Annotated in this window: 20 protein-coding genes; 7 read left to right on the plus strand and 13 right to left on the minus strand. The window is 70.4% G+C overall.

Annotated elements, in window-relative coordinates; translation table 11 throughout:
- Positions 1 to 149: 149 nt before the first annotated feature.
- The 7 genes from ACZ6CL_RS34150 to ACZ6CL_RS34180 all read right to left on the minus strand — a co-directional run bounded on the left by ACZ6CL_RS34150 (position 150) and on the right by ACZ6CL_RS34180 (position 8,360).
- Positions 150 to 2,009, minus strand: a complete 1,860-nt coding sequence (locus ACZ6CL_RS34150) for a P-loop NTPase family protein (protein ID WP_468943107.1) — start codon at positions 2,007 to 2,009, stop codon at positions 150 to 152.
- A gap of 1 nt (position 2,010) precedes the next feature.
- Positions 2,011 to 3,417 (minus strand): ATP-binding protein, encoded by a 1,407-nt coding sequence (locus tag ACZ6CL_RS34155; protein ID WP_450882735.1) that lies wholly within the window; start codon positions 3,415 to 3,417, stop codon positions 2,011 to 2,013.
- Positions 3,418 to 3,512: 95 nt separating this feature from the next.
- Entirely contained in the window at positions 3,513 to 5,072 is a 1,560-nt protein-coding gene (locus ACZ6CL_RS34160; RefSeq protein ID WP_468943109.1) for an SCO6880 family protein, read from the minus strand.
- On the minus strand, positions 5,069 to 6,397 hold the full coding sequence (locus tag ACZ6CL_RS34165; RefSeq protein ID WP_468943111.1) for a hypothetical protein: 1,329 nt from the start codon (positions 6,395 to 6,397) through the stop codon (positions 5,069 to 5,071). Before ACZ6CL_RS34165 ends, ACZ6CL_RS34160 begins: the two co-directional genes overlap by 4 nt.
- Positions 6,387 to 7,289 (minus strand): DUF8175 domain-containg protein, encoded by a 903-nt coding sequence (locus tag ACZ6CL_RS34170; protein ID WP_468943114.1) that lies wholly within the window; start codon positions 7,287 to 7,289, stop codon positions 6,387 to 6,389. Before ACZ6CL_RS34170 ends, ACZ6CL_RS34165 begins: the two co-directional genes overlap by 11 nt.
- Positions 7,290 to 7,595: 306 nt before the next feature.
- Positions 7,596 to 7,904 (minus strand): hypothetical protein, encoded by a 309-nt coding sequence (locus tag ACZ6CL_RS34175; protein WP_201881310.1) that lies wholly within the window; start codon positions 7,902 to 7,904, stop codon positions 7,596 to 7,598.
- 240 nt (positions 7,905 to 8,144) lie between these two features.
- The gene (locus tag ACZ6CL_RS34180; protein ID WP_468943117.1) at positions 8,145 to 8,360 is read right to left on the minus strand and encodes a DUF397 domain-containing protein; all 216 of its coding nucleotides are present in this window, start codon (positions 8,358 to 8,360) and stop codon (positions 8,145 to 8,147) included.
- A gap of 183 nt (positions 8,361 to 8,543) precedes the next feature.
- Here ACZ6CL_RS34180 and ACZ6CL_RS34185 point away from each other — a divergent pair, with 183 nt between their 5' ends.
- Together ACZ6CL_RS34185 and ACZ6CL_RS34190 are read left to right on the plus strand one after the other, a co-directional pair.
- Positions 8,544 to 9,551: a C40 family peptidase gene (locus ACZ6CL_RS34185; protein WP_468943118.1), complete on the plus strand. Its 1,008-nt coding sequence runs from the start codon at positions 8,544 to 8,546 to the stop codon at positions 9,549 to 9,551.
- Between the two features lie 214 nt (positions 9,552 to 9,765).
- Positions 9,766 to 10,479 carry a phosphatase PAP2 family protein gene (locus ACZ6CL_RS34190; RefSeq protein WP_468943120.1) on the plus strand — a complete coding sequence of 238 codons (714 nt, stop codon included), beginning with the start codon at positions 9,766 to 9,768 and terminating at the stop codon, positions 10,477 to 10,479.
- 105 nt (positions 10,480 to 10,584) lie between these two features.
- Here the strand turns inward: ACZ6CL_RS34190 and ACZ6CL_RS34195 are convergent, their stop codons facing one another.
- Positions 10,585 to 12,168 carry an FAD-binding oxidoreductase gene (locus tag ACZ6CL_RS34195; RefSeq protein WP_468943122.1) on the minus strand — a complete coding sequence of 528 codons (1,584 nt, stop codon included), beginning with the start codon at positions 12,166 to 12,168 and terminating at the stop codon, positions 10,585 to 10,587.
- Positions 12,169 to 12,555: 387 nt separating this feature from the next.
- Between ACZ6CL_RS34195 and ACZ6CL_RS34200 the strand changes: the two genes are divergently transcribed.
- Positions 12,556 to 13,458: a hypothetical protein gene (locus ACZ6CL_RS34200; RefSeq protein ID WP_468943124.1), complete on the plus strand. Its 903-nt coding sequence runs from the start codon at positions 12,556 to 12,558 to the stop codon at positions 13,456 to 13,458.
- A 117-nt stretch (positions 13,459 to 13,575) separates the two neighbouring features.
- Positions 13,576 to 13,842 carry a hypothetical protein gene (locus tag ACZ6CL_RS34205; protein ID WP_468943127.1) on the plus strand — a complete coding sequence of 89 codons (267 nt, stop codon included), beginning with the start codon at positions 13,576 to 13,578 and terminating at the stop codon, positions 13,840 to 13,842.
- Positions 13,843 to 13,944: 102 nt separating this feature from the next.
- Here the strand turns inward: ACZ6CL_RS34205 and ACZ6CL_RS34210 are convergent, their stop codons facing one another.
- Entirely contained in the window at positions 13,945 to 14,337 is a 393-nt protein-coding gene (locus ACZ6CL_RS34210; RefSeq protein WP_468943129.1) for a metal-sensitive transcriptional regulator, read from the minus strand.
- A gap of 192 nt (positions 14,338 to 14,529) precedes the next feature.
- Here ACZ6CL_RS34210 and ACZ6CL_RS34215 point away from each other — a divergent pair, with 192 nt between their 5' ends.
- Together ACZ6CL_RS34215 and ACZ6CL_RS34220 are read left to right on the plus strand one after the other, a co-directional pair.
- Positions 14,530 to 15,150: a DUF47 domain-containing protein gene (locus ACZ6CL_RS34215; RefSeq protein ID WP_055557302.1), complete on the plus strand. Its 621-nt coding sequence runs from the start codon at positions 14,530 to 14,532 to the stop codon at positions 15,148 to 15,150.
- A gap of 8 nt (positions 15,151 to 15,158) precedes the next feature.
- Positions 15,159 to 16,157, plus strand: coding sequence for an inorganic phosphate transporter (locus ACZ6CL_RS34220; RefSeq protein ID WP_468943132.1), 999 nt, complete (start codon positions 15,159 to 15,161; stop codon positions 16,155 to 16,157).
- A 131-nt stretch (positions 16,158 to 16,288) separates the two neighbouring features.
- Here the strand turns inward: ACZ6CL_RS34220 and pstB are convergent, their stop codons facing one another.
- The 4 genes from pstB to pstS form a co-directional block, all read right to left on the minus strand.
- The gene (gene pstB / locus ACZ6CL_RS34225; protein ID WP_468943133.1) at positions 16,289 to 17,065 is read right to left on the minus strand and encodes a phosphate ABC transporter ATP-binding protein PstB; all 777 of its coding nucleotides are present in this window, start codon (positions 17,063 to 17,065) and stop codon (positions 16,289 to 16,291) included.
- Between the two features lie 26 nt (positions 17,066 to 17,091).
- Complete coding sequence (gene pstA, locus ACZ6CL_RS34230) at positions 17,092 to 18,156, minus strand: phosphate ABC transporter permease PstA (protein WP_468943135.1); 1,065 nt, start codon at positions 18,154 to 18,156, stop codon at positions 17,092 to 17,094.
- Entirely contained in the window at positions 18,153 to 19,142 is a 990-nt protein-coding gene (gene pstC / locus ACZ6CL_RS34235) for a phosphate ABC transporter permease subunit PstC (protein ID WP_468943138.1), read from the minus strand. Before pstC ends, pstA begins: the two co-directional genes overlap by 4 nt.
- 118 nt (positions 19,143 to 19,260) lie before the next feature.
- On the minus strand, positions 19,261 to 20,376 hold the full coding sequence (gene pstS / locus ACZ6CL_RS34240; protein ID WP_468943141.1) for a phosphate ABC transporter substrate-binding protein PstS: 1,116 nt from the start codon (positions 20,374 to 20,376) through the stop codon (positions 19,261 to 19,263).
- A gap of 463 nt (positions 20,377 to 20,839) precedes the next feature.
- Between pstS and ACZ6CL_RS34245 the strand changes: the two genes are divergently transcribed.
- Positions 20,840 to 21,892 (plus strand): C40 family peptidase, encoded by a 1,053-nt coding sequence (locus tag ACZ6CL_RS34245; RefSeq protein ID WP_468943143.1) that lies wholly within the window; start codon positions 20,840 to 20,842, stop codon positions 21,890 to 21,892.
- The last annotated feature ends 171 nt before the right edge of the window (positions 21,893 to 22,063 follow it).

Genomic DNA, 22,063 nt, shown 5'->3' on the forward strand with positions numbered 1-22,063 from the left:
TGGGAGAGTAGGACGCCGCCGAACAATCTTTAGCCTCGGTCCCGAGCATTTCATGCTCGGGACCGAGGCATTTTTGCGTTCAGCGCCAGGTTCCCCGTGGATCAGTGGGTCAGTGGATCAGCGCTCGGTGGATCGGGCTTCGTCTCCGGTTACCCGACCAGCGTCCGGTGCGGCCAGCGGGCTCGTGCCTGCTCCTGCGAGCGCATCAGCGCCAGCGTGGGCAGCCCCTGTGCGGCTCCCTGGGCCAGCAGGTCCGGCAGGGCCGGAAGCGGTGCCACGGCGGCCACGTCGTCCAGGACGAGGGTGAGTGGTGGGTCGAGCCGACCGGAGGATGACCGTTCGGCCATGCGCCGGCCGTGCTCGACCACGTGCGAGGCGAGTGCGGTCAACAAGGGCATCGCACCCGGCTGGGACCGGGGATCCTCAATGGATTCCCCCATCAGGTAAAGCGTTCCCCCTTCGCCGACGAATGACTCCAGTGCGAGCGCGTCGGCTCGCCCCGGATTGCACGCGTCGCGGATATGGATCGAGGAGAGCGCGCCCAGTGCACGGGCCGTCAGTTCCTGTGCCATATCGCGGCGTTCGGGGTGCGCGGTGAGCGTGGCCTCCAGCTCGCCTGCCGCGCCGCCCGCCGCCTTGGGGTGCGTACGGAGGATCCGTACCGGCTCATGCGCCGAATTGCCCTGCGCCCAGCGGTGGACGTGCCGGAACGGGCGGCCGTCCACCGCGGCGGCGTGCAGCCAGCAGCGCAGCATCGTCTCCGCGGCCTGCGCCAGGGGCTGGTCCATCGCGTGCGCGGGGCGCACGGGGGCCAGCAGGGCGGTGGCACGCGCGGCTGCGACCTCGCGGGAGCCGCACCCGTCCGCCGGGCTCCAGCGCAGCCGAGCCGGGGTGTCGAGGAGATGGGACGGGTCGAAGACATGGGTGGGCCCGATCTTGGCGCGGGCGTCCTTGGTCCCGGCCCACAGACCGGGGTCGCTGGTGAGGACGAGAACCGGGCCGACCGCTTCCAGGATGGCCTGGGCGGCGGCTTCGCCGCGCTCGGCGCCGAAGAGGACGCGGGAACGGGCCGGTTCCCCGCCGGGACGGAACAGTCCGGCGGCGAGGTCGGCATCGGGGGCGGCCGGCGGCTGCGGCGACGCGGGGGCCGGGTCCTGGGGGCCGTACGGGCCGTTGGGGGCCGGGGAGAGCGGGGCGACGTGGTCCGTGGGGACGGGGCCGGTCGCGGTGTCCTGTGCGGTGGCCGGTGGGCCGACCGGTGCGTCGGCACCGGGGGCCATGGCCTCAGCCGGGGTTCCGGTGCCGTGGACGGCGGCGCCGCCCGCGTGGGCCGTGCCTGCGGCGGCCGTGCGGGGCGCGACGACGGGGCCCGGCGCGGCGGCCTCGGGCCGGGCGGCCGAGACGTGCTCGTCGCCTGGTCTGCCGGGGCCCGTCGCCGTCCCGTGGCGGGGCGGGCTGAGAGCTTCCTCGGGGGCCGAGGCGGCCGTAACGCCGTGTGCCGGGCCCTCCGAGGCGTACGCGGGGCCAGCGGCCCGCTCCGTACCCGTGCCGTCGGCCGTGCCGGGTGCGGCGGCCGCCCACTTGCCCGACGCGGCCTCCGCGCGGGCGGCGCGGCGCCTGGCGCGGACCAGCCGGTAGCGGGTCAGGGTGCCGACCGCGAAGACCGTGAGCACGATCAGCACCATCAGCTCGCCGATGAGGATGCCCCAGAACAGCCCGTAGCCGGACAGCTGGTGCTTCGGGGTGGCGGGCCAGGCCGCCGCCAGGTTGTGCGGCTCCTCCACCAGATGGCGCAGTGCCAGGGGTGTGTGCAGGAACGTCAGGCCGTCCGGCCAGGCGCCGTGCGCGAAGAGCGCGGCCAGGCCGGTCGCCGACCAGATGAGCCCGATCAGCCCCAGCAGAAAGGCGAAGAGGCCGATCAGCAGCCCGTCCGGAATGCCGCCCTCCGGGGGCCGCTGTCCTCCGTGGCCGTGCTCCGCGGGTCCGCCGCGGTACTGCCCCGCCGCCATGTCATGCCACCGTGGAGCCGTACGACGGGCCGCCGTAGGGGTCCGCCTCCGCCGCGGCCTCGACCGCCGCGGCGGCTCGCTCCTCGGCCTCCGCCTCGGCGGCCAGCTGGACGGCGATCCCGTCCTCGGTCATCGCCCGGTCGGTGTAGACGAGGGGGCGCTCGGACTCGGTGATCAGGTGTTTGACGACCTGTACGTTGCCGTTGACGTCCCAGACCGCGATACCGGGCGAGAGCGTCGGAATGATCTCCACCGCCCAGCGCGGCAGCCCCAGCACCCGCCCGGTGGCGCGGGCCTCGTCCGCCTTCTGGGCGTAGATCGTCCTCGTCGACGCCATCTTGAGGATCGCCGCGGCCTCGCGCGCCGCGGCGCCGTCGACCACGTCGGACAGATGGTGGACGACGGCGACGAAGGACAGGCCGAGCCGTCGGCCGAACTTCAGCAGCCGCTGGAAGAGCTGGGCGACGAAGGGCGAGTTGATGATGTGCCAGGCCTCTTCGACCAGGAAGATGCGCTTCTTGCGGTCGGGCCGGATCCAGGTGTGCTCCAGCCAGACCCCCACGATGGCCATGAGGATGGGCATCGCGATCGAGTTGCGGTCGATATGGGACAGGTCGAAGACGATGAGCGGCGCGTCGAGATCGATTCCGACCGTGGTCGGGCCGTCGAACATGCCCCGCAGGTCACCGTCGACCAGCCGGTCCAGCACCAGGGCGACGTCCAGACCCCAGGCCCGTACGTCGTCCAGGTCGACGTTCATGGCCTCCGCCGACTCCGGTTCGGGGTGGCGCAGCTGCTCGACGATGTCGGTCAGCACCGGCTGACGGTCGGTGATGGTCTCGTTGACGTAGGCGTGCGCGACCTTGAGGGCGAAGCCGGAGCGCTCGTCGAGCCCGTGCCCCATCGCGACCTCGATGATCGTACGGAGCAGGGCCAGCTGACCCGTCGTCGTGATCGACGGGTCGAGGGGGTTGAGCCGGATGCCGCCGTCGAGGGCCGCCATCGGGTCGAGCCGGATGGGGGTTATCCCCAGCTCCTGGGCGATCAGGTTCCACTCGCCGACGCCGTCCTCGCCCTGCGCGTCCAGCACCACCACCTGGCGGTCGCGGAACCGGAGCTGCCGCAGGACGTACGTCTTCTCCAGGGCCGACTTGCCGTTGCCGGACTCCCCGAGGACCAGCCAGTGCGGGGCGGGCAGCTGCTGGCCGTACAGCTGGAACGGGTCGTAGATGTAGCCCTTCCCGGAGTACACCTCGCGCCCGATGATGACGCCCGAGTCGCCGAGGCCCGGGGCCGCGGTCGGGAGGTAGACGGCCTGCGCCTGCCCCGTGGACGTGCGGACCGGCAGCCGAGTCGTCTCCACCTTCCCGAACAGAAAGCTGGTGAACGCGTCGGTGACGGCGGTCATCGGATCGGCCACGGCGGAGCCCCTATCGTCCCAGTCCCAGTCGTCTCTACGGCGTCTCTGTGTCGCCTTTACGGCTATCGGTCAGCTGCGGTCGGCTAACGGCGGATACCGGTCGCGAACGGCAACGTGTTCACAAACGCGCGGTGGTGCTCACGGTCGCACCACTCCAGCTTGAGATAGCTCTTCCCCGCCGAAGCCCGGATCGTCCGCTTGTCGCGGTTGAGCGCCTCCGGCGAGCGGGAGGAGACGGTGATGTAGCCGACCAGGTTGACGCCCGCGGCGCCGCTGGCCAGATCCTCGCCCCGCTGGTCGAGCCGGCCGTGCGCGGCGATGTCGCGCGGGTCCACCGCGCGGTTCATCTTCGCGGCGCGGCTGGCCTCGGCCTCGTCGTTGACCTTTTCGGTCAGCATTCGCTCGATCGCGATCTCCGTGGGCTCCAGATCCATGCAGACGGCGACCGTACGGATGACATCGGGGGTGTGGACGAGCAGCGGGGCGAGGAAGTTCACCCCGACCGGCGTCATGGGCCACTCCTTCACCCAGGCGGTGGAGTGGCACCAGGGCTCGCGGGTGCTGGACTCGCGGGTCTTCGCCTGGAGGTAGGTGGGCTCCATCGCGTCCAGCTCGGCGGGCCAGGCGTTGCGCTTGGTCATCGCCTGGATGTGGTCGATGGGGTGGTCCGGGTCGTACATGGAGTGGATGAGCGAGGCCAGCCGGCCCTGACCGAGGGGCTGGCGCACCCGGATGTCGGCCTCGGCGAGCCGCGCGCAGATGTCGGTCAGCTCTCGCGCCATGATCACGGCCAGGCCCGCGTCCTTGTCGATCCGGCCGCCGCCGCTGCGCCGGGTGGCGCGCGCGATGGCCTGCGCCTCGGAGGCCAGGTCGCGGGTGTAGTGCATGCAGGCGACGAGGTACGCGCGGTGCTGCTCGGAGGAGGTGGACACCATCGACTGCAGCTGGTCGTACGAGTCCTTGAGCCACTCCGGGGAACGGTTGTCGCCGCGCCGCTCGACGTCCTTGGCGTGCGCGTCCGGGTCGGCGGGGAGGGTGCGGGCCAGCATCTGCAGCCGGGTCACGAAGCCGTCGCCGTTGGCCACGTGCTTGAGCAGCGTGCCGAACCGGTCGACCAGCGCCTCCTGGTCCTCGCTGTCCCGCAGGCCCACGCCCGGGCCCTCGATCTCGATCGCGGCGGTGACGGTGCGGCGGTCGGCGTGCAGCAGGACGGCGATCTCGTCCGGGCCGAACGGCGCGGCCAGCCAGTTGATCCGGCCGATGCCGGGCGGCGGTCCGACCTCCACCTCGCGGCCGTCGGCCCGGGTGCCGGCCTCGGCGGCGGCGGAGCGGTAGCCGGTGGTGCCCTTGCGGACGCTGCGCCGGTACGAGCGGTTGATCTCGAACCAGCGGTAGAACGTGCGCCCGTTGTACGGCACGTACACGGCGGCCAGCGCGATGGTCGGGAAGCCGACCAGGGCGACGATGCGCAGCGTCAGCATCGGCACCAGCAGCCCGCACATCATCCCGATGAACGCGCCCACGATAATCAGCGCGATCTCGCCGGTCTCGCGGTTCTTGCCGACGATCGCGTTGGGGCGGGCACGGCCGATCAGATACGTGCGGCGCGGTGCGATGGCGTGGGACTGGGCATCGACCGTCACCGCCGGTCACCTCCCGGGTTGTTGCCTGAGCTGTTGTTCTGCGAACGGGGGGCGGACCCGCCCCCGGAGTTTCCGGTGCGGCTGGCGCCGGAGGCGCCTCCGCCGCTGCTGCCGCTGCCGCGGGAGCTGTGGGCCGCGACGCCGCCGGAGACGGGGTTGGCGGGCTTGGCCTGGGCCGGGCGGGCTCCGCCGCCTCCGTCGCCGCCGCCCCCGCCGCGGGCGCTGTGGGTGTTGATGCCCTGCTTCACCAGGGCCGCGGGCGAGCTGATGACCGCGGCGGCCTGACGGGACGCGGGGTCGGCGCTGGCGCTGCGGGCCTTGACGATCTCGTCGCCGAAACCGGGCACGAAGCGGTAGATCATCGCGCTGGCGAAGATGGCGAGGATGATGATGGACAGGCCGGAGACGACGGCTGAGAAGGCGTCGGGCTCGTTGCCGGAGGTGGAGAGCGCGCCGGCCAGGGCGAGCACTATGACGATGACCGGCTTGACGAGGATCACCGCGATCATGATCCCGGCCCAGCGGCGGACGTGCCCCCACATGTTCTTGTCGACGAGCCCGGCGTAGACGGCGGTGCCGAGCAGCGCGCCGACGTAGAGCAGGGCCGCGCGGATGACCAGCTCGAGGCAGAGCACACCGGCCGCGAGGATCGTCACGAGCGACACGACGATGAGCATGATCGGGCCGCCGCCGATGTCCTCGTCCCGCTTGAGGGCCTGGGCGAAGGAGCCGAAGAAGGCGTCGTTGTCGGCGCCGGTGCCGGTGGCGATGGCGTCCGTGACGGCGTCGGTGGCGGTGACGACCGTATAGAGGATGAGCGGGGTGAAGGCGGAGGCCAGGACCGTCAGCCAGAGGAAGCCGATGGCCTCGGAGAGCGCCTCGCCGAGGGGGACGCCGCGGATGGCGCGCTTGGCTACGGCGAGGAGCCAGAGGATGAGGGTGAGGACGGTCGAGGCGGCGAAGACGACGGCGTACTGGCGGAGGAAGGCCGCGTTCGTGAAGTCGACGTTGGCCGTCTCCTTGACGAGCTTCGAGAGCTTGCCGACGAGCCAGGCGGCGGCGTCGGCGCAGCCGCGGGCGAGGGAGGCGGCGGGGTCGAGGGGGTTGGAGGGGTCGGAGACGCTGGGTGGGGAGTCGGTGCTTCCCTTCTCACAGGCATCCCGAGCTGCCCCATGCACGATGTCACAGGGATTTTCGCTGTTGCTGGGGCTCGGCGTGGGCGTAGGGGCGGCGGCGGCACGGGTCGCCAGAAGGACGGCGGCCGTCTGAACGGCCGCCAGGACGCCCGTGAGCGTGAGAGCGCGGCGGCTCTGGCTAGCGGGCATAGGTGAACCCTCCGTACTGCTCGACTGCCTTGGCGATCTCATCGGCCGTGGAGGCGGTGTTGTCGCTGTTGACGGGGGCGGGGCCGCTCTTCTGCGAGAAGCTCTCGGCCTTCCAGTCGTTGTCCGTCCACCGCAGCTTGAGGGTCATGGTGAACCAGTCGTTGGTGACCGGATTCTTGGAACCCTCGCCCGCCGTTCCGAATACTCCCGTGCACCAGACCTCGACCGTCGCGGCGGTGCTCGCGTACTTCGAGACCTTGGTGCCCAGGGGGGCGGTGCGCGAGATGTAGGTCATGCCGTCGGGCGCCTGGCCGTTTGCGTCCAGCCCGATCTTTTCCAGAGCGTTGGTGGAGTAAGCCTTGTCGAGCCTCGCCTGGAGCGGAGTGGCGGCCGTGGTGGTGAAGATCTGCGGAACGATGTCATGGCGCTGCTCGCGGTTGAGCATGTCGGCGGAGCCCAGTGCCACCGCGTAGTTCGCCGCCGCGCTCTGTGCGCCCTGCTGGGTCTTCGCGAAACCCGACGCGATGCCCGTCGTGCCGTTCTCGCCGGTGACCGGGCGGGTGCCGGTGGGGGCGGTGGGCTGGGCTTCGGCGTTGGTGCCGCCGGAGTCCGGGTCGGACGAGCCGCCGTCGTCCTGGCCGCCGCGGTTGACGAAGGCGATGGCGGCGAGGAGCAGGACCACGACCCCGACGACCGTGATCAGGTTGCGGCTCGGCTTGGCGGTCCGGCCGGGGCCGCGGCGGGGCGGGCCGTACGGGTCCTCGTCGCCTTCGGGCAGGCGGGTGCGCGTCAGATGGCCGCCGGGGGCCGTGCCGCGGGTGCGGCCGGTGTCGTGGCCGTCGTAGTCGTAGTCACCGCCGTAGCCGCCGCCGCCGTCGCCGCCGAGACTCATCGCGTGTTCGCCCCTTCAACCGTGCCGGCTGTGCCGGTCGCGCCGTCCGTGGTCGCTGTTCCGCCACGCTGGTACGACGGTAGCGGCGCGGACCGACGTGTGGGCGTGGTGGTGTGAGTGGACATCAGACTGACACGACCTCGGCGACGGGGGCGGCGGGTGCGGGCATCAGGGAGCAGCCTCGGGTACGGAGGGTGGGGCCGGTAGGGGGGATCGGGGGCGGAGGCTCGGCAGCGGGGGCGTGCGCCGCGCGCGGGGGTCGGCTCCGGTGCGCGGGGGCGCATGCCGGGGCGGGCGGGGGCGTGGCTAGATGGCCATGCCGTACACGATCGTGAAGAGCGTGCCCAGCGAGCCGATGATGAACACGCCGGTCAGCCCTGCGACGATCAGACCCTTGCCCTGCTCCGCGCTGAAGGTGTCGCGCAGCGCCGTCGCGCCGATGCGCTGCTTGGCCGCGCCCCAGATCGCGATGCCGAAGCACAGCAGCAGCGCGATGGCCATGACGACCTCGATCATCACGCGGGCCTCGCTGCCCAGGCTTCCGAAGGGGCCCCAGTCTGGGGCGATTCCGCCGATGATGGTGTTGATGTCGCCCTTTTCGGCCGCTAGAAACATAGTGAACTCACCGCCCCTTATGGGTAGTTGTGTGCCCCGCCGCACCGGCGTGGGTCAGTCTCTATCTTCGCTGACGTTTCCGCTTCCGCATGTCGACTAGGCGGCATTTCTTGGCGGATCTCGTACGTGTTGTGGACCACGGTGACCTGGCAGGAGGATGAGCCATGCCCATCAGGCGCCTTATGGTCACTCTGTGTATCACGCGGGTGGGCGCCGGGCAACGATCGGTAGCGGAGGCCCCTATTCCCCCTGTTCCTCCGCGAAGTCGTCGAACTCGCCTGCCTTGACCCCCTTGAGGAACGCCTCCCACTTGGCCTGGGAGGTGACGACGACGGTCTCCGGGTCGTTGCTCTCGCGCATGTAGATCTGGCCGTCCGGGCCCGCGGCCACCTCCAGGTAGGCGCCCGCCTCCTCGTCCTCGTCGGTCGAGGCCCGCTGCCAGTCCAGCTGCGTCATCCGTGTTCCTTGGGGTCCATGGGGGTGTGAGGTGCTCGGACGGGCCGGACTTTACGCGCTCCGCGGGGAGGCGGGCCGGGTCCGGCCCCGGTCGCCCGTAGGGTTTCGGCTGGCGAGCGGCTGATTTTCGCCGTGCGTACGGAAAGACGTTCGTACCGCGGGCTGATGGGGGAGGATGGCCGGGTGCGTAAGGTCTGGCTGGGTGTCAGTGTCGGTATCGGAGTCTGTTTTTCCTTCGTCGTCCTGCTCGTTCTCGGCACCTATATGGTCGCCGCGAACCTCGCGGGCGGTGGCGGCGGCACCAGTGTCGGACTGGCGCAGGGGTCTGTCCCGGCGTCATACGCGCCGCTGATCCAGCGGTACGGGAACTCCTGCCCCGCGATCAATCCGGCCCTGCTCGCCGCGCAGCTCTACCAGGAGAGCGGCTGGAACGCGAAGGCGCAGAGCCCGGCCAACGCCAAGGGGCTGGCCCAGTTCATCCCCGCCACCTGGGCGTCGCACGGGGTGGACGGCGACAAGGACGGCAAGCGGGACATCTGGAACCCGAATGACGCGATTCCGTCCGCGGCCGCCTACGACTGCTCGCTCGCGAAGTACGTGAAGGACGTGCCGGGCAACCCGACGCACAACATGCTGGCGTCCTACAACGCGGGCGCGTACGCGGTCCTCAAGTACAAGGGCGTGCCGCCGTACCGCGAGACCCAGAACTACGTGAAGACCATCACCAACCTGGCCAAGAGCTTCGAGGCGCCCACGCAGACCGTGCGGCCGTCGCGGCAGTCGGCCGCGGCGATCTACTTCGCGCAGAAGCAGCTCGGGAAGCCGTATCTGTGGGGCGGCAACGGCACCCCGGATCAGGACGGCCGGTTCGACTGCTCGGGGCTGACGAAGGCGGCGTACAAGACGGTGGGGATCGACCTGCCGCGCGTCGCCAACGACCAGTGGAACGCCGGACCGCATCCGAAGCGCGACGAGCTGCTCCCCGGCGATCTGGTCTTCTTCGCGTACGACCTCGACGACCCGAGATCCATTCACCACGTGGGCATCTACGTGGGCGGCGGGAAGATGATCAACGCGCCCTACACTGGTGCGGTGATCCGCTTCGACCCCATCGATTCCCCGGACTACATCGGGGCGACGAGGGTGACGCAGGATGGCGCAAAAGCGCTGCCCCGGTCCAACGCCGCGTGAGGATTCCCTCTGAGCTGCGACGACGGGTCACCCTTCGATAACGTCCCGGTGATCGTTGGGTAGCGAACGGAACGCCTGGCGCGATGAGGGCGTTTCCTGGAGGTAGATCGGCGGCACACCCTTCGGCATCGCTCGCCGGGGCCGTCGGTCGTGGGGAAGCACGGGGGTCGGCAGCTGTACGCAGCGACAGGTGAGAGATAAGGGGCCGCGGCACATGGCTGGACTCGCACTGGACGGGTCGAACCCCGATGTCAGCCTTCTCTACGACATCAACGGGCTCGCCAAGGACGCCCCGCACTGGTTCGACCGCGTAATGGAGTTCGTCGGCGAGTTCGGCATCGTCATCGGACTCGCCCTGGTGGGCCTCGGCGCCTGGTGGAGCGTGCGCAAGCGTCCGCAGGACGCGCCGTCCGCCGTCGCCGGGCTGATGTGGGCTCCGCTGGCCGCCGGCCTCGCGCTGATCGCCAACATCCCGATCCGCGGTTTCGTCGAGCGTCCGCGTCCCTTCAAGGACCATCAGGGGCTCGAAGTCCTGGTGGCGGGCAAGGACGACTTCTCGTTCGTCAGCGATCACGCGACGCTGACCATGGCGCTCGCCGTCGGAGTCTTCATGGCCCACCGGCGGTTCGGGGTGGCCGCGATCGGGTTCGCGCTGCTGGAGGGCTTCTGCCGCGTCTACATGGGCGTGCACTATCCGACGGACGTCATCGGCGGGTTCGCGCTGGGGACCGCGGTCACGCTGCTGCTGGCGCCGCTCGCGATGATGCTGCTGACGCCGCTCACCACCACGATCGCGGGGTCGCGGGCGGGCTGGCTGATCCAGGCCCGGCGCCCCGCCCCGGCCGCCGCGGCGGGCGAGGGCATCCCGGAGTTCCCCGAGAGCCGGGCACCGGGCACGGAGCGCGGCAGCAAGGACCTCGCGGCCTGACGCGACGCACCTGATACGCACGTCCGACGGGCGGCACGGCACGAGGCCGGGCCGCCCGTCCGACATATCAGGCCCGCGGGGCCACAGCGCCTGCGGGAAGCGGGCTCACAGCGCCTGCGGGAAGTCGAAGAGCCGCTTCGGGTCGTAACGCTTCCTCAGCCGCGCCAGCCGGTCCGCGCCGGAGCCGTAGTACGCCGAGCGCCAGTCCTTGAGGGAGGCGTCGGTGTAGTTCTGGTACGCCGCCCCGGAGGCGTAGCGCCGCATCGCCGTGTGCGCCGCGTCCAGCCAGGCGTTCTGCGGCGTGCCCGCGCCGCCCGCCGCCCAGGACGCGGTGTACTGCGCGAGGAACCGCGAGCGGCGGTGGACGAAGGCGGTGGCCCGCGGGTCGACGCGGTTGACGGCGCCGCCGAGCGCGGTGAGCGCGATGCTGACCGCGCCGCCGCCGCTGGTGCGCCGCCCGAAGCGCTCGACCTGGTCGAGCATCGCGCGGACCCCCGCCTGGTTCAGCGAGCGGTCGAAGAAGTCGGAGCGCGCCGCGTACGTCTCCCGCCGCAGCACCCCGTCGGTGCTGCGGCCGGGCTGGTCGCCGGGCAGATGGCAGCGGGTCGTCGAGGTGTCGCCGCATCCCGCGTACATGCGCATCGCGTCGACGTACCCCCGGCGGCGCAGGGTCACCTGGGAGGCGGGGCCGGGGCCGCCCGGGCCGTCGGCGAGCCGGTCGACCGCGTTCTGGAGATCGCCGTAGGTGCCGAGCGAGAAGCAGCTGATGGAGACGGTGGGGGTGCGGCCGGGAGCGGCCGACAGGTGCAGCGCCGACCAGATCTCGTCGGGCTGGTCCGGGCCCCACTTCTGCCAGGCGCTGAGCACCTTGGCCGCCTTCGACCAGGGCCAGGACATGTAGGCGGTGACACCGTCGCCGGTCTTGCGGGTACGGAAGCGCAGCTCGGTGACGACACCGAAGTTGCCGCCGCCCGCGCCGCGCAGCGCCCAGAAGAGGTCGGGTTCGCGGTCCTTGGAGACCTGGAGGGTCTTGCCGTCGGCGGTCACGAGGGTCGCGCCGGTGAGGTGGTCGGAGGTGAGCCCGTACGCCCGGGAGACCACGCCGTGGCCGCCGCCGAGGGTGAGTCCGGAGATGCCGACGCTCGGGCAGGAGCCGCCGGGGACGGTGACGCCGCGGGCGCCGAGCCCGGTGTAGACGTCGATGAGTTTGGCGCCGCCGCCGATGCGGGCCTCGCCGGTGGTGGTACGGAGGGAGTCGAGCGCGGAGACGTCGATGACCAGGCGTCCGTCGCCGCTGGAATAACCCGCGTAGCTGTGGCCGCCGTTGCGGATGGCGACGGGGGTGCCCTGACGCCGGGCGAAGTCCAGACATGAGGCGATGTCGGCGGTATTGCCTATATAGGCGACGGCGGCGGGCCGCAGATGGTCGAAGCGAGTGTTGTACAGGCGCCGTGCGGCGGTGTAGTCCGCGTCGCCGGGACGCACCAGATCGCCGTGCAGCGTCTTGCCGAGCGCGGTCCAGTCCGCGGCCTTCGGCTTGCCCGCGCTCGCCGCGAGCCCGCTGCCCGAGACGGTGCCGAGAGACGTGCGGCCGCCGGCGGCGTGTCCCGTGGTGGTGCTGCAGGCCGCGGCCCAGGTGGCCGTGGAGGCCAGCCCCGCGCTCGCTGCCAGCAGTGTCCGCCGGTTCATGGCGGTGTCCCCTCCCTGTCGACCTTGCGTCCCCCTGGTCGACCGGGCCACCGCCGTTACCGCGTATGCCGCCCGGTCTCCTGGTCAGAGGTCATGCCGGGCCGCGGGGTTGCGTCTGTGGCGGAAGAATGACGGTCCGTCGTGTGGGCGCTCGCGTCGTCGCGGGCCAGGGCCCGGGCGCGGCGGGCCGGACCGATCCAGCCGCAGGTGCACCGGGCGAGGCAGAAGGCCCCCTTCTCCACAGTGGTGGTGCGGGCTTGTTCGGGGCCTATGTCACCGGAGTCGAGCACATGACCACGCTACCGGGCCGTGACGAGTGGCCGGAACGGGTCGTTAAACGAACAAGTATCAAGGCGTGGACGAGCGTGGCCAGGGGGTCGACGGTCGATGGTGGTTCAGCGGCGCGGTGGAAGGAGACGGGCGAAGGCGGTCGCCGGGTGCGTGGCGGGTGGTCTGCTGGCCGGACTGCTGGCGACCGTCAGCGGCTGCTCGTCCCAGACGGTGGCGGACGAGCGCCCGGGAAGTGCCCCCGGGGCGGCGGCCGCGGTCGCCGTGCTGCGGCAGGCCGCGGACGTGCTGGTGAGTTCCGGGAGTTCACGGGTCCGGACGACCCTGGAGACGGCGACCGGCGGCACCCGGGTGTCGATCGAGGGCCGCGGGGCGTACGACTTCGAGCGACGGCGCGGACGGCTGCGGCTGGTGCTGCCGAGGGACGCGACGGGCGCGGTCGAGCACGGCCCGATCACCGAACTGCTGGCACCCGGCGCGCTCTTCATGCGCAACCGCGGCGCGGGCATCCCCAGCGACAAATGGGTACGGGTGGACACCGCGGGCATTCCGGACGGCAATCTGGTCACCGGCGGGGCGACCGATCCGCTGACCGCGGCCGAACTGCTGCGCGGGGTGCGGCGGGCGAGCCTGGTCGGGGAGGTGGGGCTGGACGGCGCCCTGGTGCGGCACTATCGCGGCACCACGGACATCGGCCGGGCGGCCCGCGCGGCCTCGCACGGCGTACGGGGGCCGCTGTGGGCCGCAGCGCAGGGGTTCACCGATCCCCTGGTGCCCTTCGACGCGTATCTGGACGGGCTGGGGCGGCTGCGCGAGGTGCGCCACCGCTTCACCGTGACCAGCGGGGCGAGCGGTGCGCGGCCCGCCGGGAGTGCGGACGGGCGGCGCGCGATGGGGGTCGCTTCGACGACGGAGCTGTACGACTTCGGGGTGGCGGCCGCCGTTCGGCTCCCCGAGCCCGCGGATATCTACACAGGAAAGGTCGGATCGCCTCAGAAGTAGTCGGAGGGGCCCGCTCTCCCCTTCGAAATGGCCCATCCGTGCCATGCGCGGAGTGTGTGCCGATCCCTACGCTGGGAAGCCGCTGCTCGAAGGTGCTCGCAGGAGGAGGTGAAACACGTGGTTGCGCGTCGCGGCTCACCGGGCCCGGACCCCGTGGCCCTCGTCGAGATCGATCTCTACGGTGAATTGATGATCGCTGCAGCGAGCGCGGACGAGGAACGGCTCAGTCCGGACCGCATCGACGAGGTGCTCCGGGTGGAGGCCGACCGGTCGGCTCATCGATCAGTTGACCGATCGGATTCAGCCAACCGCTCGCAGGGCCGGAAGGCCGGGCGTACGGAGCGGTCGGAGCGTCCGGAAACCGACGGTCCGGATGCCCGGTAAGCGGGTCCGCCGTCTCGGGTCCGCCGTCTCGGGCCTGCCGCCTTGGGCCCGCCGTCTCTCGGGCCCGCCGTCTCTTGGGCCCGCCGTCTCGGGCCCGCCGTCTCAGGTCCGCAGCAGCCGGGCGATGGCCGCCGTCGCCTCGGCGACCTTGGTGTCCACCTCGTCCGCTCCTTCGCCGCCCTCCTTGGCCGCGCTCTCGACGGCCGCGCTGGCGACGCAGTGCCGCAGATGCTCTTCGAGCAGCTGGAGGGCGAAGGACTGCAGGGCTTTGGTGCTGGCGGAGACCTGGGTGAGTATGTCGATGCAGTAGACATCCTCTTCGACCATCCGCTGCAGGCCCCTGATCTGGCCCTCGATGCGGCGCAGCCGCTTCAGATGCTGGTCCTTCTGGTGGGCGTACCCGTGGCCGCCGTGGGTAGGGGAAGCCTGGCCGGACGCCTGGCCCCGCTCATCGCCGCCGGTGGGCGCGGTGGTGTCGGCTGCCGTGGTGGTCATGGCGTCCTCCCGTTGTTCATTATCGGTGCACATATACCCCCAGTGGGTATATGGTAACGGCTTTTCCGGCCGAACCGGGCCCCTGTGAAGAGCACACCGCCCGATGGGCGACACTGGGGACGCCGGTTACCGTGGCCGGAAGATGCGCCTAGCATCGTCGAGTCCCCATCCGCCGCATCCCGAGGATCCCCAGTGCGCTTTCGTCTGACCCCCAGGGAGACGAGCTTCTACGACATGTTCGCCGCCTCCGCGGACAACATCGTGACCGGCTCCAAGCTCCTGATGGAACTGCTCGGGGCGGACTCCGCCGCTCGTTCCGAGATCGCCGAGCGGATGAGGGCCGCGGAGCACGCTGGAGACGACGCCACGCACGCGATCTTCCATCAGCTGAACTCCTCCTTCATCACGCCGTTCGACCGCGAGGACATCTACTCCCTCGCCTCGTCCCTCGACGACATCATGGACTTCATGGAGGAGGCCGTCGACCTGGTCGTCCTCTACCAGGTCGATGAGCTGCCCAAGGGCGTCGAGCAGCAGATCGAGGTGCTGGCCCGGGCGGCCGAGCTGACCGCCGAGGCGATGCCGAACCTGCGCACCATGACGAACCTCACCGAGTACTGGATCGAGGTCAACCGGCTGGAGAACCAGGCCGACCAGATCCACCGCAAGCTGCTGGCCCACCTCTTCAATGGCAAGTACGACGCCATGGAGGTGCTCAAGCTCAAGCAGATCGTGGATGTGCTGGAAGAGGCGGCCGACGCCTTCGAGCATGTGGCCAACACGGTCGAGACGATCGCCGTCAAGGAGTCCTGAGCCCCGGCATGGACACCTTCGCGCTCGTCGTGACCATCGCGGTCGCGCTCTTCTTCACCTACACCAACGGCTTCCACGACTCGGCGAACGCCATCGCCACCTCGGTCTCCACCCGGGCCCTGACCCCGCGGGCCGCGCTCGCGATGGCCGCGGTGATGAACCTCGCCGGTGCCTTCCTGGGCAGCGGGGTCGCCAAGACCGTCAGCGAGGGGCTGATCGCCACCCCGACCGGCAAACAGGGCATGATCATCCTGTTTTCCGCGCTGATCGGCGCGATCGCCTGGAACATGATCACCTGGTACTACGGACTGCCGTCCTCTTCCTCGCACGCCCTGTTCGGCGGCTTGGTGGGCGCGGCGCTCGCCGGTTCCAGCACCGTTCACTGGAGCGGGGTGGTGGAGAAGGTCGTCCTCCCGATGGTCCTCTCGCCCCTCATCGGTCTGGTGCTCGGCTACTTCGTCATGGTCGGCATCCTCTGGATGTTCCGGAAGTCCAATCCGCACAAGGCGAAGCGCGGCTTCCGGATAGCCCAGACCGTGTCGGCCGCCGCCATGGCGCTCGGCCACGGTCTCCAGGACGCCCAGAAGACCATGGGTGTGGTGGTGATGGCACTGGTCATCGGCGGTGTCGAGGATCAGGGGGACGCCATCCCGGTGTGGGTGAAGATCGCCTGCGCCGCGATGCTCTCGCTCGGCACGTACGCGGGTGGCTGGCGCATCATGCGCACCCTGGGCCGCCGGATCATCGAGCTGGACCCGCCGCAGGGCTTCGCCGCCGAGACGACGGCGGCCTCGGTCATGTACACCGCGTCGTTCATGTTCCAGGCGCCGATCTCGACGACGCATGTCATCACCTCGGCGATCATGGGTGTCGGGGCGACCAAGCGCGTGAACGCGGTGCGCTGGGGAGTCGCGAAGAACATCATCCTCGGCTGGTTCATCACCATGCCCGCGGCGGCCGGGGTCGCGGCCCTCAGCTACTGGATCGTGGACCTCGCCTTCGGCTGACCCCTACGACGAGCAGATACGGAGCGGGCCCGCCCCCGGGAGCCAGGGGCGGGCCCTTTTCGTCGTGCGGTGGCACCGCCATGCAGCACCGCAGGACGCCGGTCCTCGCCCGCGGGCGAGGGGCCTTGAGGTCAGCCGAAGCGGCCGGAGATGTAGTCCTCGGTCGCCTGGACGGACGGGTTGGAGAAGATCCGCTCGGTCTCGTCGATCTCGATGAGCTTGCCGGGCTGGCCGACGCCGGCCAGGTTGAAGAAGGCCGTACGGTCCGAGACGCGCGCCGCCTGCTGCATGTTGTGCGTCACGATGACGATCGTGAAGCGCTCCTTCAGCTCACCGATCAGGTCCTCGATGGCGAGGGTCGAGATCGGGTCCAGCGCCGAGCAGGGCTCGTCCATCAGCAGCACGTCGGGCTCGACCGCGATGGCGCGGGCGATGCACAGCCGCTGCTGCTGACCGCCGGAGAGCCCGGCGCCCGGCTTGTTCAGCCGGTCCTTGACCTCGTTCCACAGGTTGGCGCCCTTGAGCGACTTCTCGACGACGTCCTGCAGCTCGCTCTTGCGGTACGAGCCGTTCAGCTTGAGCCCGGCCGCCACGTTCTCGAAGATCGACATCGTCGGGAACGGGTTGGGGCGCTGGAAGACCATGCCGACCGTGCGGCGCACGGAGACGGGGTCGACGCCGGAGGCGTACAGGTTCTCGTCGTCGAGCAGCACCTTGCCCTCGACGCGGCCGCCCGGGGTGACCTCGTGCATCCGGTTGAGGGTGCGCAGGAAGGTCGACTTGCCGCAGCCGGACGGGCCGATGAAAGCGGTCACCGAGCGGGGCTCGACGGTCATCGAGATGTCCTCGATGGCCTTGTGGCTGCCGTAGTAGGCGGTCAGCCCGCTGATGTCGATGCGCTTGGCCATGTGAATCACTTCTCTTCTTCTTGGCCTCAGCGGCCGGTCTTCGGGGCCTTCCAGCGGGCGATGCCGCGGGCCACCAGGTTCAGGATCATGACGAAGGCGATGAGCACGAGCGCCGCGGCCCAGGCGCGGTTGAACGACGCCTCGTTACCGAGCTGCCACTGCTCGTAGATGTAGTACGGCAGCGACGACTGGGCGCCTTCGAAGGGGTTCGGGTTGATCGCCTGGGAGCCGAAGACCAGCAGCACGATGGGGGCGGACTCACCGGCGATACGGGCGACCGCGAGCATCACACCCGTGGTGATCCCGCCGATCGAGGTGGGCAGGACCACCTTGAGGATGGTGCGCCACTTGGGCACGCCCAGTGCGAGGGAGGCCTCGCGCAGCTCGTCCGGGACGAGCTTGAGCATCTCCTCGGTGGAGCGGACCACGACCGGCATCATCAGGATGGCCAGCGCCATGGCACCGGCGAAGCCGGAGTAGTCGAAGCCCAGGATGATGATCCAGAAGCTGAGGATGAACAGACCGGCCACGATCGACGGGATGCCGGTCATGACGTCGACGAAGAAGGTCACGGCCTTCGCGAGCTTCCCGCGCCCGTACTCGACGAGGTAGACGGCGGTCAGCAGGCCGATCGGGGCCGCGATGAGGGTGGCGATGCCGACCTGCTCCAGGGTCCCGAGGATCGCGTGGTACGCGCCGCCGCCGGGCAGGATGGTCTGGACGCCGTCCATGGAGTGGCTGAGGAAGTAGCCGTCCAGGACGGTCTTGCCGCGGTTGACGGTCTCCCAGATCAGGGAGAACAGCGGGACGACCGCGATCAGGAAGCAGAGCCACACCAGGCTGGTGGCCAGCTGGTTCTTGGCCTGCCGGCCGCCCTCGACCGCGGCCGTGACGCCGTAGGAGAGGACGACGAAGAGCGCTGCGGCGATCAGGCCCCACTGGAAGGTGTTCCCGAGGCCCGCGGCGGTGCCGATGCCGACGCCCGCGGCGATCGCGACCGCGGCCAGTCCCAGCGGTGCCCAGCGGGGCAGTCGCGCCTGCTGGAGGGAGGCCGTGCGCGGCGTGTTGGTGTCGGTGGTCGTGTCGCTCATGCTGCGGTCCCCGAGTACTCCTTGCGGCGGGCGATGATCATTCGCGCGGCGCCGTTCACCAGCAGGGTGATGACGAACAGGACCAGACCGGAGGCGATGAGCGCGTCACGCCCGTTGCCGTTGGCCTCCTTGAAGTGGCTGGCGATGTTCTGCGCGAAGGTGCCGCCGCCCGGGTCCAGCAGGCTGACGTTGATCAGGTAGCTGGGGGAGAGCACGGTGGCGACCGCCATGGTCTCGCCCAGCGCGCGGCCGAGGCCCAGCATCGAGGCGCTGATGATGCCGGAGCGGCCGAAGGGGAGGACCGACATGCGGACGACTTCCCAGCGGGTCGCGCCGAGCGCCAGCGCCGCCTCCTCGTGCATCTTCGGGACCTGCCGGAACACCTCGCGGCTCACGCTGGTGACGATCGGCAGAATCATGATCGCCAGCAGGATGCCGACGGTGAACAGCGACCGCGCGGCGCCGCCCTCGTATGAGAGGACCCCGGTCCAGCCCAGGTACGTGTCCATCCAGGTGTACAGATCCGTCAGGTGCGGCACCAGGAAGAGCGCGCCCCACAGGCCGTAGACGATGCTGGGGACCGCGGCGAGCAGGTCGATCACGTACGCGACCGGGGTGGCCAGACGGCGCGGGGCGTAGTGCGAGATGAACAGCGCGATGCCGACGGCGATCGGGACCGCGAGCACCATCGCGATGATCGAGCTGACGACCGTGCCGAAGGCGAGGACCGCGATGCCGAAGCGCATCGGCGTGGTGCCGGTGCTCCACTCGAAGGCGGTGAGGAAGTTCGCCTCGTCCTTCGAGATCGCGATGACGGCGCGGTACGCGAGGAAGACCGCGATGGCCGCCATGATCACCAGGAGGGCGATCCCGGAGCCCCGGGAGAGGCCGAGGAAGATCTTGTCACCGGCCCGGCCGGTGGAGCGGGTCGCGACCTTGGGCGGTGACCCGGCGGATGAGGATGTGGGTTCTATATCCGTTTTCATGGGTTCTCCGGTCTGCGGAGCCGGATGGGTGTGGCTCCTGGTGCGGCGGTGCACCGGACGGTGCGGCCTGCTCTGCCCCGGCCGGTCGGCCGCGGCGGAACAGGCCGCACACTTCAGGTCAGGAGAGGCTGGAAATGCTCTCGCGGACCTTCTTGGCGATCGCGTCGGGCAGCGGCGCGTAGCCCAGCTCCTTGAGCGCGGACTGGCCGCCCTCGCTCGCCGCGTAGTTCAGGAAGGACTTGGCGGCCTTGAGGGTGCCGGCCTTGTTGCCCTTGTCGCAGGCGATCTCGTAGGTGACCAGCGTGATCGGGTAGGCGCCGGCCGCCTTGGTGTCGTACGCCAGGTCGAGGGCCTGGTCCTTGCCGGTGCCCTTGGGCTTGGCCTCGGCGATGGCCTTGGAGGCGTTCTCGACGGTGGCCTGGACGGGCTGCGAGGCGCCGGTGTCCAGGTCGACGGTCTTGATGCTGTTGGCGGTCGCGTACGACAGCTCGAAGTACGAGATCGCGCCGGGGACCTGCTTGACCTGCGAGGAGACACCGGAGGAACCGTCGGCGGACTGGCCGCCCTTGCCCTCCCACGCCTTGCCCGGCTCATGCGGCCACGCCTTCGGGGCGGAAGCCTTGAGGTACTTGGTGAAGTTGTCGGTGGTGCCGGACTCGTCCGAGCGGTGGAAGGCCTGGATCTTGAGGCTCGGGAGCTTCACGCCCTTGTTGAGCGCCTTGATCGCGGGGTCGTTCCACGTCTTGATGTCCGAGTTGAAGATCTTGGCGAGGACCTCGGCGTTGAGCGTCAGCTTGTCCACACCGGGGACGTTGAAGCCGACCGCGATCGGGCCGCCGACCATGGGCAGGTTGATGCCCTGGCCGCCCTTGCACATCTTCTTCGAGGACGCGACCTCCTCGGGCTTGAGCGCCGAGTCGGAGCCCGCGAAGGCGGTCTTGCCCTGCAGCCATTCCTGGATGCCCGCGCCCGAGCCGGTGGCCTTGTAGTTGAGCTTGACGTCCTTGCACTTCGCGCCATAGTTCTTCGTCCACAGGTCCATGGCGTTCTTCTGCGCGGACGAGCCGGAGGCCAGCAGTTGGCCCTTGCCATCGCACTTGATGTCGCCGGTGGACTGGGCGCCGCCACCGCCGGTGTTGTTGTCCGAACCGCAGGCGGTGAGGACGAAGGCGCCGGACAGGGCGAGGGCACCGGCGGCGATGGCGCGAAGCCGGTTGTTGCGCTGGAGCTTCACTTTTGGACATTCCTTCCAGAAGCCGCCGGTGGGGGACGGCGCGCGAACAGTGATGCGCAGGGACGGATGTGCGCTGGGCGCGCGGCCGGGCATGGGCTCGGCACGCACTGCAGTAGGGCTGAAATTAGGCAGATCAGATGAAGCGACCGAACGAGGAGAGTGAACGAGCGGTGAACCTCGGCCGTCAGTGTGGTGGCCGGATAACGGCTGGGTCACGGCGTGGTCGCGGTCCGGATTCCGCTCGCTCTGTCCCTTTCTCTCCGCTTCCCTCTGATTGCCTCCGCTTGTGACTGCCTGCGTCCACTTTCGTCCTCTCAAAACCCCGGATCGCGTCGCGTGCGCAGCCGACCGGCGCGTGGCTCTGTCGGATTGAGGTACGGCATGTCACTATCCGTCCCTACCTGGACGAGAGGAGGCCGGTGGGGTGAGTCGGGATGGGAGAGGGAGGGGTGCGGGCGCCGCCGTGGCCGCCGCGCTCGTCTGTGCGCTGGGAGCGTCGGCCGCGCCGGGACCGGCGTACGCGGCGCCGGGCGAACCGGAGCCGACGCCGGGCGGTGCCGGTGGCGGCGCGTCCGGCGCCGGACGGCTGGAGAAGGTCCGCTCGGACGTGAACGGTCTCTACCGGCAAGCGGAATCAGCCACCGACGCGTACAACCTGGCGCGGGAGAAACAGACGCGCCAGGAGAAGTCGATCGTGAGGATCGCGCGGGCCGTGGTGAAGGCGCAGCGGGAGATGGCCGGGTTACGGGAGCGCGCCGGGGCGCTGGCGCGGGCCCAGTACCGCGGCGGCGGGCTGCCGCCCGAGGCGCGGGTGCTGCTGAATGACGACCCCGGCGACGTCCTCGACGGCTTCACCCTCGCGCGCAAGGGCGAGAAGGCGGCCCGCGGGCTGATGAACCGGCTGGAGCGCACCCAGGCGGCGCTCGACCGGTACGCCGCGTCCGCCTCCCAGGAGTGGGAGCGGCTCGACCGGAGCCGGGCGAGGAAGGCGGCGGCAAAGAAGGAGATCACCGAGAAGCTCGCCCGGGCCCGGCGGCTGGAGTCGCGGCTGGAGGGCAAGGAGCGGGACCGGCTGCGGCGGCTTCAGGAGGAGCGGGACCGGGCATCCCAGGCGAAATGGCTCAAGACCGGCATATTGCGGGACGTTGGCGGACGCTCAAGCTCCGTCGGGCGTCGCGCGATCGATTTCGCGACGGCCCAGATCGGCAAGTCCTACGTATGGGGCGCCGTGGGCCCGGACGGCTACGACTGCTCGGGGCTGACTCAGCGGGCCTGGGCCACGGCCGGGCGGTCCATCCCCCGGACCTCGCAGGAGCAGTGGCGGCTGCTGCCGAAGGTGGACACCGCGCGGATGCGCCCCGGTGACCTGGTCATCTACTTCAAGGACGCCAGCCACGTGGGGATGTACGTGGGCGACGGCGCGATCGTCCACGCCCCGCGCCCGGGCCGCCAGGTCACCCTGGCGGGGGCGGGGTCGATGCCGATCCTGGGCGTGGTGCGCCCGGACGGCTCCTGATTCGGAACGATTTCGCGCATCAGGCGCTATTCGCCTGGTATGTCCACCCCGCCCCGGTGTGGTTGGGGCGCGCGTCGCGACATCCGTGTGCGGTTCCACAAAAGGGCGACGAGTTCGCGTGACGTTTGTCATCCCAGCGCCTGCCCGGATTTCCCCAAGTCGCCCAGGACG

The organism is Streptomyces sp. NPDC041200 (genome assembly GCF_055591805.1).

Coding starts and splice junctions, on each gene's coding strand:
- pstA (WP_468943135.1), bottom strand. CDS start 18,156: ATGAGCGACACGACCACCGACACCAACACGCCGCGCACGGCCTCCCTC.
- ACZ6CL_RS34200 (WP_468943124.1), top strand. CDS start 12,556: ATGGTGGTTCAGCGGCGCGGTGGAAGGAGACGGGCGAAGGCGGTCGCC.
- ACZ6CL_RS34175 (WP_201881310.1), bottom strand. CDS start 7,904: ATGTTTCTAGCGGCCGAAAAGGGCGACATCAACACCATCATCGGCGGA.
- ACZ6CL_RS34210 (WP_468943129.1), bottom strand. CDS start 14,337: ATGACCACCACGGCAGCCGACACCACCGCGCCCACCGGCGGCGATGAG.
- pstC (WP_468943138.1), bottom strand. CDS start 19,142: ATGAAAACGGATATAGAACCCACATCCTCATCCGCCGGGTCACCGCCC.
- ACZ6CL_RS34155 (WP_450882735.1), bottom strand. CDS start 3,417: ATGACCGCCGTCACCGACGCGTTCACCAGCTTTCTGTTCGGGAAGGTG.
- ACZ6CL_RS34170 (WP_468943114.1), bottom strand. CDS start 7,289: ATGAGTCTCGGCGGCGACGGCGGCGGCGGCTACGGCGGTGACTACGAC.
- ACZ6CL_RS34220 (WP_468943132.1), top strand. CDS start 15,159: ATGGACACCTTCGCGCTCGTCGTGACCATCGCGGTCGCGCTCTTCTTC.
- ACZ6CL_RS34190 (WP_468943120.1), top strand. CDS start 9,766: ATGGCTGGACTCGCACTGGACGGGTCGAACCCCGATGTCAGCCTTCTC.
- pstB (WP_468943133.1), bottom strand. CDS start 17,065: ATGGCCAAGCGCATCGACATCAGCGGGCTGACCGCCTACTACGGCAGC.
- ACZ6CL_RS34150 (WP_468943107.1), bottom strand. CDS start 2,009: ATGGCGGCGGGGCAGTACCGCGGCGGACCCGCGGAGCACGGCCACGGA.
- ACZ6CL_RS34165 (WP_468943111.1), bottom strand. CDS start 6,397: ATGCCCGCTAGCCAGAGCCGCCGCGCTCTCACGCTCACGGGCGTCCTG.
- ACZ6CL_RS34180 (WP_468943117.1), bottom strand. CDS start 8,360: ATGACGCAGCTGGACTGGCAGCGGGCCTCGACCGACGAGGACGAGGAG.
- ACZ6CL_RS34195 (WP_468943122.1), bottom strand. CDS start 12,168: ATGAACCGGCGGACACTGCTGGCAGCGAGCGCGGGGCTGGCCTCCACG.